Annotated in this window: 11 protein-coding genes; 10 read left to right on the plus strand and 1 reads right to left on the minus strand. The window is 61.8% G+C overall.

Annotation, left to right across the window (positions count from 1 at the left end; translation table 11 throughout):
- Nucleotides 1-52: 52 nt before the first annotated feature.
- The 9 genes from cpdA (at nucleotide 53) to QMK47_RS03765 (ending at nucleotide 11195) form a co-directional block, all read left to right on the plus strand.
- On the plus strand, nucleotides 53-868 hold the full coding sequence (gene cpdA, locus QMK47_RS03725; RefSeq protein ID WP_258690258.1) for a 3',5'-cyclic-AMP phosphodiesterase: 816 nt from the start codon (nucleotides 53-55) through the stop codon (nucleotides 866-868).
- A 1479-nt stretch (nucleotides 869-2347) separates the two neighbouring features.
- Nucleotides 2348-2680: a DUF6124 family protein gene (locus QMK47_RS03730; protein WP_003205177.1), complete on the plus strand. Its 333-nt coding sequence runs from the start codon at nucleotides 2348-2350 to the stop codon at nucleotides 2678-2680.
- A gap of 746 nt (nucleotides 2681-3426) precedes the next feature.
- On the plus strand, nucleotides 3427-4035 hold the full coding sequence (locus tag QMK47_RS03735; protein WP_320389817.1) for a YqiA/YcfP family alpha/beta fold hydrolase: 609 nt from the start codon (nucleotides 3427-3429) through the stop codon (nucleotides 4033-4035).
- A gap of 41 nt (nucleotides 4036-4076) precedes the next feature.
- Nucleotides 4077-5981 (plus strand): DNA topoisomerase IV subunit B, encoded by a 1905-nt coding sequence (parE, locus tag QMK47_RS03740; RefSeq protein WP_003197177.1) that lies wholly within the window; start codon nucleotides 4077-4079, stop codon nucleotides 5979-5981.
- Complete coding sequence (locus QMK47_RS03745) at nucleotides 5981-6967, plus strand: esterase-like activity of phytase family protein (protein WP_253471226.1); 987 nt, start codon at nucleotides 5981-5983, stop codon at nucleotides 6965-6967. Before parE ends, QMK47_RS03745 begins: the two co-directional genes overlap by 1 nt.
- Nucleotides 6964-7482: a TIGR02281 family clan AA aspartic protease gene (locus tag QMK47_RS03750; RefSeq protein WP_253471227.1), complete on the plus strand. Its 519-nt coding sequence runs from the start codon at nucleotides 6964-6966 to the stop codon at nucleotides 7480-7482. Before QMK47_RS03745 ends, QMK47_RS03750 begins: the two co-directional genes overlap by 4 nt.
- Nucleotides 7483-7492: 10 nt before the next feature.
- On the plus strand, nucleotides 7493-9757 hold the full coding sequence (parC, locus tag QMK47_RS03755) for a DNA topoisomerase IV subunit A (protein WP_320389818.1): 2265 nt from the start codon (nucleotides 7493-7495) through the stop codon (nucleotides 9755-9757).
- Nucleotides 9758-9936: 179 nt separating this feature from the next.
- The gene (locus QMK47_RS03760) at nucleotides 9937-10641 is read left to right on the plus strand and encodes a membrane integrity-associated transporter subunit PqiC (protein ID WP_253471229.1); all 705 of its coding nucleotides are present in this window, start codon (nucleotides 9937-9939) and stop codon (nucleotides 10639-10641) included.
- A 146-nt stretch (nucleotides 10642-10787) separates the two neighbouring features.
- Nucleotides 10788-11195: a DUF3224 domain-containing protein gene (locus QMK47_RS03765; RefSeq protein WP_253471231.1), complete on the plus strand. Its 408-nt coding sequence runs from the start codon at nucleotides 10788-10790 to the stop codon at nucleotides 11193-11195.
- Between the two features lie 193 nt (nucleotides 11196-11388).
- Here the strand turns inward: QMK47_RS03765 and QMK47_RS03770 are convergent, their stop codons facing one another.
- Complete coding sequence (locus QMK47_RS03770) at nucleotides 11389-12906, minus strand: AhpA/YtjB family protein (RefSeq protein WP_253471233.1); 1518 nt, start codon at nucleotides 12904-12906, stop codon at nucleotides 11389-11391.
- 133 nt (nucleotides 12907-13039) lie between these two features.
- Between QMK47_RS03770 and serB the strand changes: the two genes are divergently transcribed.
- Entirely contained in the window at nucleotides 13040-14254 is a 1215-nt protein-coding gene (serB, locus tag QMK47_RS03775) for a phosphoserine phosphatase SerB (protein ID WP_003197189.1), read from the plus strand.
- Nucleotides 14255-14306 lie beyond the last annotated feature (52 nt).

Here is a 14306-nt window from a genome sequence, read left to right on the forward strand (position 1 = left end):
AGCATAATTGCGGCTTCATGCAACGGCGTGACTGCGCCTGGGAGAGAGCGATTTGCCGAGCGTATCCAGCTTGACCACTGCCGATGCGGCGTTGCTGGTCCAACTGTCTGACAGCCATTTGTTCGCCGAGGCCGATGCCTCGTTGCTGGGCATGAATACCCGTGACAGTTTGCGGGCGGTCATTGACTTGGTGCTCAAGCAGCAGCCGGACATTGACCTGATGCTTGCCACGGGGGATTTGTCCCAGGACGGCACGTTGGAATCCTACGCGGCGTTTCGGCAATTGACTGCGCGAATCGATGCGCCGGCGCGGTGGATTCCGGGTAACCATGATGAGCCGCAGGTGATGCTCAAGGCGACGGTCAAGAGTGCGTTGCTCGATCCGGTGGTGGACATTGGCAACTGGCGCGTGACGATGCTGGACTCCGCGGTGCCTGGTTCGGTGCCGGGTTTTTTGGCCGAGGAGCAGTTGATTCTGTTGGCCAATGCCTTGAGCGAGGCGCCGGAGCGGCATCACTTGGTGTGCCTGCATCATCATCCGGTGTCGATTGGGTGTGCGTGGATGGAGCCGATTGGGTTGCGTAATCCTGAGGCGCTGTTTGCGGTGTTGGATCGGTTTCCTCAGGTTCGGGCGGTGTTGTGGGGGCATGTGCATCAGGAGGTTGACCGGGTGCGCGAGGGGGTTCGTTTATTGGCTTCGCCTTCGACCTGTATTCAGTTTGAGCCGGGGAGTGAGGATTTTGCGGTGGGCTCGCAGGCGCCGGGGTATCGGTGGTTGCGGCTTTTGCCGGATGGGCGGTTGGAGACGGGGGTCGAGCGGGTGGTTGGGTTTGCGTTTACCCCCGACTATGGCTCCAACGGGTACTGAGGACGAGGCGGCCTGACAGCCGGCCTGTCTCTCCCGGTTGTACATCTTTCAGATCTGTGGGAGCAAAGCTTGCTCGCGATGGCGGCCTGACTGAGTACATATCCATTGCTGCGGTAACGGCCGCTTAGGGTTCCGCCCTGACGGCGGGTCACTTTTGAAAAGCGCAAAAGTAACCAAAACGCTCCTGCCCCACCACTCGGCACCTCGCTAAGGCTCGGTGTGCCCTCACTCCGGCATTGCTCCGTGGGCCCGCCGCGAAGGGCCATCCATGGCCCAGCGCGGCTAACCCGGCATCCATGCCGGGATGCCCACTGCGCAATGCCTGCGTTCGGCCATCGTGGTTAACGGGGCGCCCGAGATCAACGTCCACGCCGAGGCGGCCTAGTAGCCGACCTGGCTCTTCCGGTCGTACACCCATCAGACTTGTTTGAGCAGGACCTGTGGGAGCAAAGCTTGCTCGCGAGGCGCGCCTGATAGCCGACCTAGCTCTTCCGGTCGTACTCCTATCCCATTGTGGGAGCGAGCCTGCTCGCGATGGCGGTCTGATTGAGTACATATCCATTGCTGCGGTAACGACGGCTTAGGGTTCCGCTCTTACAGCGGCTCACTTTTGAGAAGCGCAAAAGTAAGCAAAACGCTCAGTGCCCCACCACTGGGTGCCTGCTTTAGTCTCTCGGTTCTCCCCCTCCGGCGTGGGCCCGCCGCGAAGGGCCATCCATGGCCCAGCGCGGCTATCCCGGCATCCATGCCGGGATGCCCACTCCACAACGCCTGCGTTCGGCCATCGTGGTTAACGGGGCGTCCGAGATCAACGTCCACGCCGAGGCGGCCTAACAGCCGACCTGGCTCTCCCGGTCGTACACCCATCAGACTTGTTTGAGCAGGACCTGTGGGAGCAAAGCTTGCTCGCGAGGCGGCCTGATAGCCGACCTAGCTCTTCCGGTCGTACTCCTATCCCATTGTGGGAGCGAGCCTGCTCGCGAAGACGGCGGCACATTCAGCATTGATGCAAGCAGACCCACCGCTATCGCGAGCAAGCTCGGCTCCCACAGGGATCGGCGGTGGACACGGATCTTATAAACGACCCAAAACCTGTGTGGGAGCGAGCTTGCTCGCGATGGCGGCCTGACAGCCGACCAGGATTGTGGGAATGGTCGGACAATCCTCCGGGCTGCAGCAGATTTTTCCGACGAGCTCTGGCGGTTGCCGGGTGGGAAGGGCTGTCGCTAGTCTTTTCCCGTCGCTGCAAATTCAGCGGCCGGGCCTGGAAACCCGATGAGTACGAAGGCAGATCAGCGAGTCACGTGAGATACTGCGGCGCTTTGAGCGTTCAGTGCTGCGTTATGGCGGCTGTGCGCGGGAGACTTTCAAGTCTGCCGGGTTTCCTTCGACCTTGGTTTCCAGCCCGCGCATAGCTGCCACCCTCTCGCCTGGAAACGGGAGATGGCGGTTCCACTACGCAAACGAAGGATACGCATCATGTTCAAAGCCACACCCAATCCCCCCGAAACCGATCCCCAAGAACTCGATGAAGCCGCCAAGCGAGCCATCGACCATTATCTTGACCCCAAACCTCAAGCCAAAAAGAAAAAGCCCTCAGGTCAACTGTTCACCGTCGTGGACGGCGTCGACACCGAAAGCCTGCTGGCCAACCTCAGCGAAACCCTGGCCTCAGCCGATGCCATGGTCAGCGACCTTGCCTTCGACCTGAAAGGCTCGCGACGCCATGTTGCCCTTGGCATTCAGCAACTGATCGAGCTGGGCGCTTTATTGGCGAATCGGATGCTGGACAACGTCAATACACAACCCTGACCACACCGCGCGCAGAAGCGAGCAAGATCGCTCCCACAATGGGATCTGAGTGCGACCGGGAGAGCCAGGTCGGCTGTCAGGCCGCCTCGCGAGCAAGCTTTGCTCCCACAGGTCCTGCTCAAACAAGTCTGACGGGTGTACGACCGGGAGAGCCAGGTCGGCTACTAGGCCGCCTCGCGGTGGACGTTGATCTCGGACGCCCCGTTAACCACGCTGGCCGAACGCAGGCATTGTGGAGTGGGCAACCCGGCATGGATGCCGGGTTAGCCGCGCTGGGCCATGGATGGCCCTTCGCGGCGGGCCCACGGAGCAATGCCGGAGTGAGGGCATGCCGAGCCTAGGCGAGGCACCAAGTGGTGGGGCAGGAGCGTTTTGCTTACTTTTGCGCTTCTCAAAAGTGAGCCGCCGTCAGGGCGGAACCCTAAGCCGTCGTTACCGCAGAAATGGATATGTACTCAATCAGACCGCCATCGCGAGCAAGCTCGCTCCCACAATGGGATAGGAGTACGACTGGGAGAACCAGGCCGGCTGTCAGGCCGTCATCGCGAGCAGGCTCGCTCCCACAGTTTGATCGAAGTACAACCGGGAGAAACAGGTCGGCTACAAGGCCGCCTCGCGAGCAAGCTTTGCTCCCACAGGTGTTGTGAACGACGGGTCATAGGAGGCAACAACACGGTCAAATCCCCCCCAACCACCGCAATCTCCCTGTAAACTCCGGCTTTTGCCCAACACCCAGGGAGTCGGCAATGTCGGGTTCGATCCTTTATATCCATGGCCTCAACAGCGCCCCGGCGTCGACCAAGGCCAGCCAGTTGACGCAAGTGATGACGCGCCTGGGCCTGAGCGACCAGTTACAGGTGCCCGCCTTGCATCACCACCCCCGCCAGGCCATCGGTCAGTTGGAACAGGCGATTACAGAACTGGGGCGCCCGCTGCTGGTCGGCAGCTCGCTCGGCGGCTACTATGCGACTCACTTGGCCGAGCGCCACGGCCTCAAGGCCCTGTTGATCAACCCTGCCGTCAGCCCGCATCGGCTGTTCGACGGCTACCTGGGCACGCAGAAGAATTTGTACACCGACGAAACCTGGGAATTGACCCGCGACCACGTCACGGCCCTGGCCGAACTGCAAGTACCGGCGCCCCGGGATCCGCAGCGGTTTCAGGTATGGTTGCAAACCGGTGACGAAACGCTGGATTATCGCCACGCCCAGCAGTATTACCGCGCCTGTGCCTTGCGCATCCAGGCCGGCGGCGACCACAGTTTCCAAGGGTTTGCCCAGCAGTTGCCGGCGCTGTTGAGTTTTGCCGGCATTGGCGCCGATTTGTACCAGGCGATCGACTTCACGTCGCTGTGAGCCCATCGCCCCTTTTCATTGAACACTGACGACGAGACCCCATGGCCACTCCCAGCGCTAGCTCTTATAACGCAGACGCCATCGAAGTCCTCTCGGGCCTCGACCCGGTGCGCAAGCGCCCCGGCATGTACACCGACACCAGTCGGCCGAACCACCTCGCCCAGGAAGTCATCGACAACAGTGTCGACGAAGCCTTGGCCGGGCACGCTCGTTCGGTGCAGGTCATCCTGCACGCCGATCACTCGCTGGAAGTCAGCGATGATGGCCGCGGCATGCCGGTGGACATTCACCCCGAAGAGGGTGTGTCGGGCGTCGAGCTGATCCTCACCAAGCTCCACGCCGGCGGCAAGTTTTCCAACAAGAACTACCAGTTCTCCGGCGGTCTGCACGGGGTGGGTATTTCCGTGGTCAACGCCTTGTCGACCCAGGTGCGGGTGCGGGTCAAGCGTGACGGCAACGAATACCAGATGACCTTCGCCGACGGCTACAAGGCCACCGAGCTGGAAGTGGTCGGCACCGTCGGCAAGCGCAATACCGGGACCAGCGTGTATTTCGCCCCGGATCCGAAGTATTTCGATTCACCGAAGTTTTCCGTCAGCCGCCTCAAGCACGTGCTCAAGGCCAAGGCCGTGTTGTGCCCGGGGTTGCTGGTCAGTTTCGAGGACAAGGCCACCGGCGAGAAAGTCGAATGGCATTACGAAGACGGCCTGCGTTCTTACCTGGTGGACGCGGTCAACGATTTCGAGCGCCTGCCCAACGAGCCGTTCTGCGGCAGCCTGGCCGGTAACAAGGAAGCCGTGGACTGGGCGCTGTTGTGGCTGCCCGAAGGCGGCGAAAGCGTCCAGGAAAGCTACGTCAACCTGATCCCCACGGCCCAGGGCGGTACCCACGTCAACGGCTTGCGCCAGGGTTTGCTCGACGCGATGCGCGAATTCTGCGAGTTCCGCAACCTGTTGCCCCGTGGCGTGAAGCTGGCGCCGGAAGACGTCTGGGAACGCATCGCCTTCGTACTGTCGATGAAAATGCAGGAACCGCAATTCTCCGGCCAGACCAAGGAGCGCCTGTCGTCCCGCGAAGCGGCGGCGTTTGTCTCCGGGGTGGTCAAGGACGCGTTCAGCCTGTGGCTCAACGCCAACCCGGAAACCGGTTTGGCGCTGGCAGAGCTGGCGATCAACAACGCCGGCCGTCGTCTCAAGGCCAGCAAGAAAGTCGAGCGCAAGCGCATCACCCAGGGGCCGGCATTGCCGGGCAAGCTCGCCGATTGCGCCGGGCAGGACCCGATGCGTTCCGAGCTGTTCCTGGTGGAAGGTGACTCCGCCGGTGGCTCGGCCAAGCAGGCGCGGGACAAGGAGTTCCAGGCGATCCTGCCGCTGCGGGGCAAGATCCTCAACACCTGGGAAGTGGACGGCAGCGAAGTGCTGGCCAGCCAGGAAGTGCACAACATCGCCGTGGCCATCGGTGTCGATCCAGGCGCCGCCGACATGAGCCAGCTGCGCTACGGCAAGATCTGCATCCTCGCCGACGCCGACTCCGACGGCCTGCACATCGCCACGTTGCTCTGCGCCTTGTTCGTCCAGCATTTCCGCCCGCTGGTGGACGCCGGTCACGTCTATGTGGCGATGCCGCCCCTGTACCGCATCGACCTGGGCAAGGAAATCTACTACGCCCTGGACGAAGCCGAGCGCGACGGCATTCTGGATCGCCTGGTGGCCGAGAAGAAGCGCGGCAAGCCGCAGGTCACTCGATTCAAAGGCCTGGGCGAGATGAACCCGCCGCAACTGCGTGAAACCACCATGGACCCGAACACCCGCCGTCTGGTGCAGTTGACCCTGGATGATTTCGAAGCGACCTCGGAAATGATGGACATGCTGCTGGCGAAAAAACGTGCCGGCGATCGCAAGTCCTGGCTCGAATCCAAAGGGGACCTGGCCGAGGTGCTGGCCTGATGCGCAACGGTTTCGCCCTGGCGTTGTTGCTGTGGGCGGGGGTTGTGGTCGCAGGGCCTGCACCGGAACTGAAGTTGCTGTCCGAGCATGCTGTCGATGGCATGCGCGGCGGCAATCTGTCGGGGCTGGCGCTGTGCGGCAGCGAAATGTGGACGGTATCCGATCGCGACGATGACCGGATCTACCGCCTCAAGCCCGTCGATGCGCCGGTCTGGCAAGCCGAAGTGGTTGAAATCGAGGTGCCCGAGGTACCGGACAGTGGTTTGCCCTGGGGCTTGAAGTCCCGAACCTGGGCAGCGTCGTTCCTGCGCGGTGGCGAGCTGGATTTCGAAGGCATCAGCTGCGACAGCGCTGGCAATCGCTATGTGGTCAGCGAGTCCCAAGCCGCCGTGTTGCAGGTACCGCCTGCGGGGCCGGCGTCCTGGTTGAAAATCGCACCAACAATGATCCGCCAGGCCCGCGCCAGTGGCATGTTGCTGCATTTCAATGCGTTGTTCGAAGGCTTGGCGGTCAACCCGGCCGGTGACCAACTGTGGTTGGCGGCCGAGCGTGAGCGTCGCGGTCTTTTGTTGGTCAAGCGCCAGCAAACGGTGTGGGACTGCGAGGGTAATTGCGTGCTGCTGAGCGAAGCGGGGCTGGAGATGCAGCCGGCGCAGTTCCCCAAGGCCAAGGCGGTTTCGCGGGACTTCGCTGATCTGTCATTGTTCAATGGCAAGCTGTTTACCCTGGAACGCAACGCCTTTCAGATCTGTCGGCGTGACCCGCAGACCGCCCAAGTGGAGCGGTGCTGGTCGTTCGCCGCCGAGGCATTGCAGGACAGTCGACGTTATTCCCAGGATTATGGGCTGGCCGAAGCGCTGGTCGTGGACGCCGAGGGCGCCTGGATCGGCCTGGACAACAACGACGGTGCCCGCGCCGACGGGGAAACGCGACCGATCATCTGGCGCTTCGCCGCGCCGGACGGTGGCTGGGGCGCCTCGCCATGAGTCAGCCGCCGGGCAAGCGTGCTGGCCGGGTGTTGATGATATTGGCCTGGTGCGCGGCGCTGTTCCTGGCAACGCGGTTTTTTGCCCAATGGGAACAGCGCGAGCAAAACCCCAATGCCCAGGTGTATTCGCAAAAAGGCGAAGGGTTTATCGAGGTGAAGTTGGTCGGCAATAGGCAGGGGCATTTCGTCGCCAGCGGCCAGATCAACGGCCAACCGGTGGATTTCATGCTCGACACGGGCGCCACCGACGTGGCGATTCCGGTGGAGTTGGCCGAGCGCCTCAAGCTGGAAAAAGGTTTCGGCGTGACATTGAGTACCGCCAACGGTTTGAGCGAGGGCTATCGCACCCGCATCGACCGGCTGCAATTGGGTGACATCGTATTGCGCGATGTCCGTGCCCTGGTGGCGCCAGGCCTGGGTGGCACGCAAGTGCTGCTGGGCATGAGCGCCCTGAACAAACTTGAATTTACCCAGCGCGACGGCACCATGCTGCTGCGCCAGACAACGAACTGATGAGGCCCGCATGAGCGACATTCTTGCAGACAGCTTAGACGGCGTAGAACGCCGATCGCTGGCTGACTTCACCGAAAATGCCTACCTCAATTACTCCATGTACGTGATCATGGACCGCGCCTTGCCGCACATCGGCGACGGTTTGAAGCCGGTTCAGCGGCGGATCATCTATGCCATGAGTGAGCTGGGGCTGGATGCGGATTCCAAGCACAAGAAATCGGCGCGTACCGTCGGTGACGTGCTCGGTAAGTTCCACCCCCACGGCGACTCGGCCTGCTATGAAGCCATGGTGCTGATGGCCCAGCCATTCAGCTATCGCTACACGCTGGTGGACGGGCAGGGCAACTGGGGTGCGCCGGACGATCCCAAGTCCTTCGCGGCCATGCGTTACACCGAGGCGCGGTTGTCGCGCTATTCCGAAGTGCTGCTCAGCGAGCTGGGCCAGGGCACCGCGGACTGGGGGCCGAACTTCGACGGCACTCTCGACGAACCCCTGGTTTTGCCGGCACGTTTGCCGAATATCCTTCTCAATGGCACCACCGGCATCGCCGTGGGCATGGCTACCGACGTGCCGCCCCACAACCTGCGGGAAGTGGCCACGGCGTGCGTGCGCTTGCTGGACGAGCCGAAAGCCACGGTGGAACAGCTCTGCGAACACATCCAGGGCCCGGACTATCCGACCGAAGCGGAAGTCATCACGCCGCGCGCCGACCTGCTGAAAATCTACGAGACCGGCCGCGGTTCGGTGCGCATGCGCGCCGTGTACCACATCGAAGACGGCGACATCATTGTCACGGCGCTGCCGCATCAGGTTTCCGGGGCCAAGGTCCTGGAACAAATTGCCGCGATGATGCAGGCAAAACCGTCGAAAGCGCCGCAAGTGGCTGACTTGCGCGACGAATCCGACCACGAAAACCCGTGCCGCATCGTGATCATCCCGGTCAACAGCCGAGTCGACCACGACGCGCTGATGCAGCACCTGTTCGCCAGCACCGACCTGGAGTCCAGCTACCGGGTCAACATCAACATCATCGGCCTGGACGGCAAGCCGCAGTTGAAGAACCTGCGGGCATTGCTGGTGGAGTGGCTGGAGTTCCGGGTCAAGACCGTGCGCCGGCGCCTGCAATTCCGCCTGGACAAGGTCGAGCGTCGCCTGCACCTGTTGGACGGTTTGCTGATTGCCTACCTCAACCTGGATGAAGTGATCCACATCATCCGCACCGAGGAGCACCCCAAGGCCAGCCTGATCGCCCGTTTTGCCCTGAGTGAAATCCAGGCCGACTACATCCTTGACACCCGCCTGCGGCAGTTGGCGCGGTTGGAAGAGATGAAGCTGCGCGCCGAACAGGATGAACTGCTCAAGGAGCAGGCCAAGCTGCAAGCCCTGCTGGGCAGCGAAGCCAAGCTCAAGAAGCTGGTGCGCACCGAACTGCTCAAGGACGCCGAGACCTACGGCGACGACCGTCGCTCGCCAATCGTCGAGCGTGCCGAAGCCAAGGCGCTGACCGAACACTATCTGTTGCCGAACGAGAAAGTCACCGTCGTGCTGTCAGAAAAAGGTTGGGTACGCTCCGCCAAAGGTCATGATATTGACGCGACGGGGCTTTCCTACAAGGCCGGGGACGGCTTCAAGGCCTTGGCGGCCGGGCGTTCCAACCAGTTTGCGGTGTTCGTCGACTCCACCGGGCGCAGCTATTCGGTGCCAGCCCACACCCTGCCGTCGGCTCGTGGCCAGGGCGAACCGCTGACCGGTCGTTTAACGCCGCCGCCGGGTGCAACTTTTGAATGCGTGCTGATGCCAGATGATGATGGACTGTACGTAATTGCATCGGACGCGGGTTACGGGTTCGTGGTCAAGGGTGAGGATCTGCAAGCCAAGAACAAGGCGGGCAAGGCGTTGTTGAGCCTGCCGAACAACGCCAAGGTGATTGCGCCACGGCCGGTGGCTGATCGGGAGAACAACTGGCTGGCCTCGGTCACCACTGAAGGCCGGTTACTGGTGTTCAAGATCAGCGACCTGCCACAGCTGGGTAAAGGCAAGGGCAACAAGATTATTGGTATTTCCGGCGAACGGGTCGCCAGCCGTGAGGAATATGTCACGGATATTGCAGTGTTGCCGGAAGGCGCCACGCTTGTGCTGCAGGCAGGCAAGCGCACGCTTTCGTTGAAAGCGGACGATCTTGAGCATTACAAGGGTGAACGTGGTCGGCGCGGCAACAAGCTTCCAAGGGGGTTTCAGCGAGTCGATGCGCTGCTCGTCGAAAACCTCAATTAGGCGTAGTAGAGGGCTCGGTCTGCGATTAAATGCCGCAGATCGATACTTTCGCGCTGGAGTCGGCGCGCATATTCACGGATGATAGGCCCTTTCAAGCGCCGGCGTGGCCGAGCGTTCTTCATAATGACCGAGTATTTTTTCACTGTGGTAAGCCTTGTGGCTGCCACCTGGACGGAACGATGACTGCTCTGCGCCTCCCTATTTTGTGGCTCGCCGGCCTGCTTGGCCTGGCGGGCTGCAGCATGAACCAGCCGGTGTCGCTGTACCAACTGGACAGCGGAACCCCGGCCCAGCCTGCGCAAAGCACAGGCATGGCAGTATTGCTGGGGCCGGTCCTGATCGCCGACTACCTGCAACGTGAAACCTTATTGCAACGCCAACCGGACGGCAGCCTGCAGGCCGCCACTGACGGTCGTTGGGCTGGCAGCCTGTCTTCTGACATCGATCAGTTGCTGTTGCGCCAGGTCGCCGGGCATCTGGACAGCCAGCGCGTAGTGCTGGCACCCGCGACCCAAGGTTTCACCCCGGATGTACAGGTGCTGCTGTCGATTACCCGCCTGGATTCGGGTAAAGCCCAGCCGGCAGTGCTCGATGCCCAATGGCGATTGATCGACCGTCGTGGCAAGGTGCGTGAGAACCGCATCGTTCATCTGCAAGAGCAGCATGCCGGCACCACGGCGGCACAGGTCCAGGCCCAGGGCGTGCTCCTGCAACGCCTGGCCGAACAGTTGTCCGTGTCGCTCAAGCCCCTGGCCAACCAGCCACCTATTGCAGAAGTCCCACGCAAGGCCGCTCCCGCCCCGGCCAAACCGGTGGAAAAGGACAAGGACAAGATCCCCATGGCCTTGCCGATTCGTACGGACATGGAAGTGTTCAGGTTCTGACGCCAGGACTGGATTACAAGACAAAGCCCGCATTAAGTGCGGGCTTTGTCGTTTCCTGGGTTCTTATTCCTGGGGGATGTCAGGCAAGATGAGGGCCCGGCGCATCAGACCTCCCGCCAATAACGACAAGGACGAGTTAAATTCCCATGAAAACAACTGCCAGTTGCACATTTCAGATCAGCAGCTGGGACGAGAAGCCGTCTCAAATTCTTGAAAACGCTCCAAAGCTCTCGCATGCCAACATCACGCAGTCCTATTCCGGCGCTATCGAGGGCACCAGTAGCGTCGAATACCTGATGTCCTATAGCGCTGACGGCACAGCGTGCTTTGTGGGTTTTGAGCGGGTTTGTGCGGTGGTGGCAGGTAAGCGCGGAACCTTTGTTGCCCGGCATTCGGGGTCGTTTTCCGAAGGCAAGGCGCGCAGTACGTGGAGTGTCGTAGAGGGCGCCGGTACTGGGGATCTGGTCAATTTGAGTGGGACTGGCAGCTACGTGGCTGGCCATGGTGGGCCGGCACAAGTGTCATTTGAGTATTCGTTTGAGCCTGAGAGCTGAAGTGTGTGGGGTGGACGCGACTCTGTAGTCTGGTTTTTCGCTGTCTGTCCTGACGCCATCGCGAGCAAGCTCGCTCCCACATTGGGCCTGTGGGTGTGGGAGCGAGCTTGCTCGCGATGACGGCGCTGAAGGCAACAAAAAAGCCCGCAGATAATCACTCATCTGCGGGCTTCGTCATTTCAAGTCCTGAGACTCAGGCCTGGCGTTCGTGCATCCGCGCCAACTGCCGCTCCAGCATCGATGGATAAGGCTCCATCAAGCGTTCCACGCAGCACGCGCCTTCGGGGCTGGCGATGGGGCGGATACGGGCGCGCTGGCGGATCAGGGCGTCGTCGTTGATCTTGCGCTCCACCAGCAGCAGGTTGCGGCTGTGTTGCGACAGCGCCAGGGCGTCCTGGGCGGTTTCGGTCAGCAACAGGTCGATCTGGCTCAGGCCAAACAAGCCATCGCCCAGGGTCAGGCCCAATTGCAGTTGCAGGGTGATGCCGCTGTCGGCGACTTCGATCTGCAACTGGTGGCCCAAGGCGCGCAGCAACTCACCGCAGCAAATGGCGTTGGTCAGGTAGTCGTCACCGCTGTCTTCGGTGTGGAACAGCATCAGCGTGCTGCCATCGTTCAGGGTGTGCAGTTCGCCCTGATAGAGCGATGCGGCCTGGTCGAGGCAGTCGCGGTAGCGCTCGAGCAATTCCTTCAGGCGCGCCTGGGGCAAGCGGCGCAGTTGCTCCTGGGCGCCCAGTTGCACGGCCAGTACGGCGCTGTGCTGGGGCAGGTTCGAGGCGACGGGCCTGGCGACCGGTTGAGGGGCTCCATCGACTGATTCGTCCCGCAGGTCGGCGAACGCGTCGTCGTCTTCCTCGTCCTCTACCGTGCGTACCACGTGGCGTGGAGCCGGTTTGGAAGCAGGCATTGGCTGGCTTTCATCGAAGCCCGGGTCGCGCAGGTTACGCACTTCGAAGCCCGGCTCGGCATCGTCGTCGTCCACGTAGTCGATGTCTTCAGGTTCCGGCACGGGCTCAGGCTCCGGCGCGAAGCTGGCGTGCAGTTGCCGGGCCAGATCGCCGATTTCGTCCTGGCGCTGGGTGGCCGGCGTGTGTTCGTCGATGTCCCGCAGCCAGACGCGCAATTGCAACAGCGGCGTAGAGATGTGTCGCCCCAGGCGCAGGCTCAAGGCCAGTGCCAGTGCCAGCAGGATCGCGCTGAGGATACCCATGCTTTGCAGGCTGATGGTCATCGGTTGCTGGAACTGGTCCATGTCCAGGCTGATGCGCAGCTGCCCGGCGGTCACGTCCTGGAAGGTGATCTTGCTCTGGTACATGCCGCCGGACTCGCCCAGCAGGCCCGGCTTGGGACGCTGGCCGGCCTCGGCGAGGATGCGGTTGTCCACGCTGTAGATGGCGGCGTGGGCCACCAGCTTGTTCTTGGTCAGGTTGTTGAGCAGCACGTTGAGGCTGAGGATGTCGTTGGACACCAGCAGCTCGGTGGCGGACGTGGCGGTCTGGGTGGTCAGGCTTTCACCCAGGGCATCGGCCTGCTCGTGCATCGCCTGCTTGAATTGCAAACCCATCACGCAGGCATAGATAACCAGGGCCAGGGCGACCAGGATCACGTTATGGCTGGCAATGCGCAATGCAATCGGCACACGACGGTGACGCAGTGCACGGAAGATCAGCAGGAAGAAGTTGTCGGTTTTGACTGGCGTGGGCCGGTTCACTGAGCTCGGCTCTTTGTCCGTGAAATTGACGCGCAGTATAGCGACAGCCCCATGACCGGCAAAGCACTGGCGGTGCCCGATGGTCACTGAATGTGGGTAGAATGCGTTTTTTTTCCACCTGCGGGGGTGCGCCTTGCGCGAAATCGTCCTGATAAACATCACTGGCAGCGACCGTCCGGGTCTGACTGCGGCCATTACCGGCGTTCTGGCCCAGGGTGGTGTGAACATTCTCGACATCGGTCAGGCGGTGATCCACGACACGCTGTCGTTCGGTATTCTGGTTGAAATTCCGGACGCCGAACAAGGCAAGTCGGTGCTCAAGGACATCCTGTTCACCGCCTACAAGCTCGACCAACAGGTGCGCTTCACCCCGGTGTCCGAGGACGATTACCGGCATTGGGTGGCCGGCCAGGGCAAGAAGCGCCACATCGTTACTTTGTTGACCCGCAAGGTTACCGCCGAGCAGTTGCAGCGTGTCAGTTCGATCACCGCCAAATATGACCTGAACATCGACCACATCGACCGATTGTCCGGGCGCATGCCGCTGGATACCCCGGACGACAAGGGCAAGGGCTGCATCGAGTTTTCGGTGCGCGGCGAGCCGGCCGATCCCCAGGCGTTGCGTGCCGAGTTCCTCAGCGTGGCCCAGGAACTGAACGTCGACATCGCCTTCCAGGAAGATTCGCTGTTCCGCCGTAACCGCCGCCTGGCGGTGTTCGACATGGACTCGACGCTGATCGAAGCCGAAGTCATCGACGAACTGGCCAAGGCGGCCGGCGTGGGCGACAAGGTCTCGGCCATCACCGAGCGAGCCATGGCTGGCGAATTGGATTTCCGTGCCAGCTTCAAGGAGCGCCTGGCGCTGCTCAAGGGGCTGGACGTCAGCGTGCTGGACTCCATTGGCGCTTCCCTGCGCCTGACCGAAGGCGCCGAGACGCTGTTCGCCGAACTCAAGCGCCTGGGCTACAAGACCGCCATCCTGTCCGGCGGCTTCACCTATTTCGCCAAGCAGCTGCAGGCCAAGCTCGGCATCGACTACGTGTTCGCCAACGAACTGGAAGTGGTGGATGGCAAGGTGACCGGCGTGGCCGTCGAGCCGATCGTCGATGCCCAGCGCAAGGCGGACCTGCTGCGTGAACTGGCTGAAAAAGAAGGCCTGCGCCTGGAGCAGACCATCGCCGTGGGTGACGGTGCCAACGACTTGCCGATGCTGGCGATAGCGGGCCTGGGCGTGGCGTTCCGCGCCAAGCCACTGGTCAAGCAGTCGGCCAGGCAGGCGATTTCCACCCTGGGACTGGATGGGGTGTTGTACCTGTTGGGCTTCAGGGATCGTGACGGGCAGCTCTAAGTAACACGCCGGTTTTGGAGTGCATGCTTTTGTGGCGAGGGAGCTTGCTCCC

Origin of the sequence: Pseudomonas sp. P9_35 (assembly GCF_034008205.1) — a bacterium.
Taxonomy (GTDB): domain Bacteria; phylum Pseudomonadota; class Gammaproteobacteria; order Pseudomonadales; family Pseudomonadaceae; genus Aquipseudomonas; species Aquipseudomonas kilonensis.

Excerpts from the sequence above, each read along its gene's own strand:
- parE (WP_003197177.1), top strand. The coding sequence starts at position 4,077 with ATGGCCACTCCCAGCGCTAGCTCTTATAACGCAGACGCCATCGAAGTC.
- QMK47_RS03765 (WP_253471231.1), top strand. The coding sequence starts at position 10,788 with ATGAAAACAACTGCCAGTTGCACATTTCAGATCAGCAGCTGGGACGAG.
- QMK47_RS03745 (WP_253471226.1), top strand. The coding sequence starts at position 5,981 with ATGCGCAACGGTTTCGCCCTGGCGTTGTTGCTGTGGGCGGGGGTTGTG.
- parC (WP_320389818.1), top strand. The coding sequence starts at position 7,493 with ATGAGCGACATTCTTGCAGACAGCTTAGACGGCGTAGAACGCCGATCG.
- QMK47_RS03760 (WP_253471229.1), top strand. The coding sequence starts at position 9,937 with ATGACTGCTCTGCGCCTCCCTATTTTGTGGCTCGCCGGCCTGCTTGGC.
- QMK47_RS03735 (WP_320389817.1), top strand. The coding sequence starts at position 3,427 with ATGTCGGGTTCGATCCTTTATATCCATGGCCTCAACAGCGCCCCGGCG.
- QMK47_RS03750 (WP_253471227.1), top strand. The coding sequence starts at position 6,964 with ATGAGTCAGCCGCCGGGCAAGCGTGCTGGCCGGGTGTTGATGATATTG.
- QMK47_RS03730 (WP_003205177.1), top strand. The coding sequence starts at position 2,348 with ATGTTCAAAGCCACACCCAATCCCCCCGAAACCGATCCCCAAGAACTC.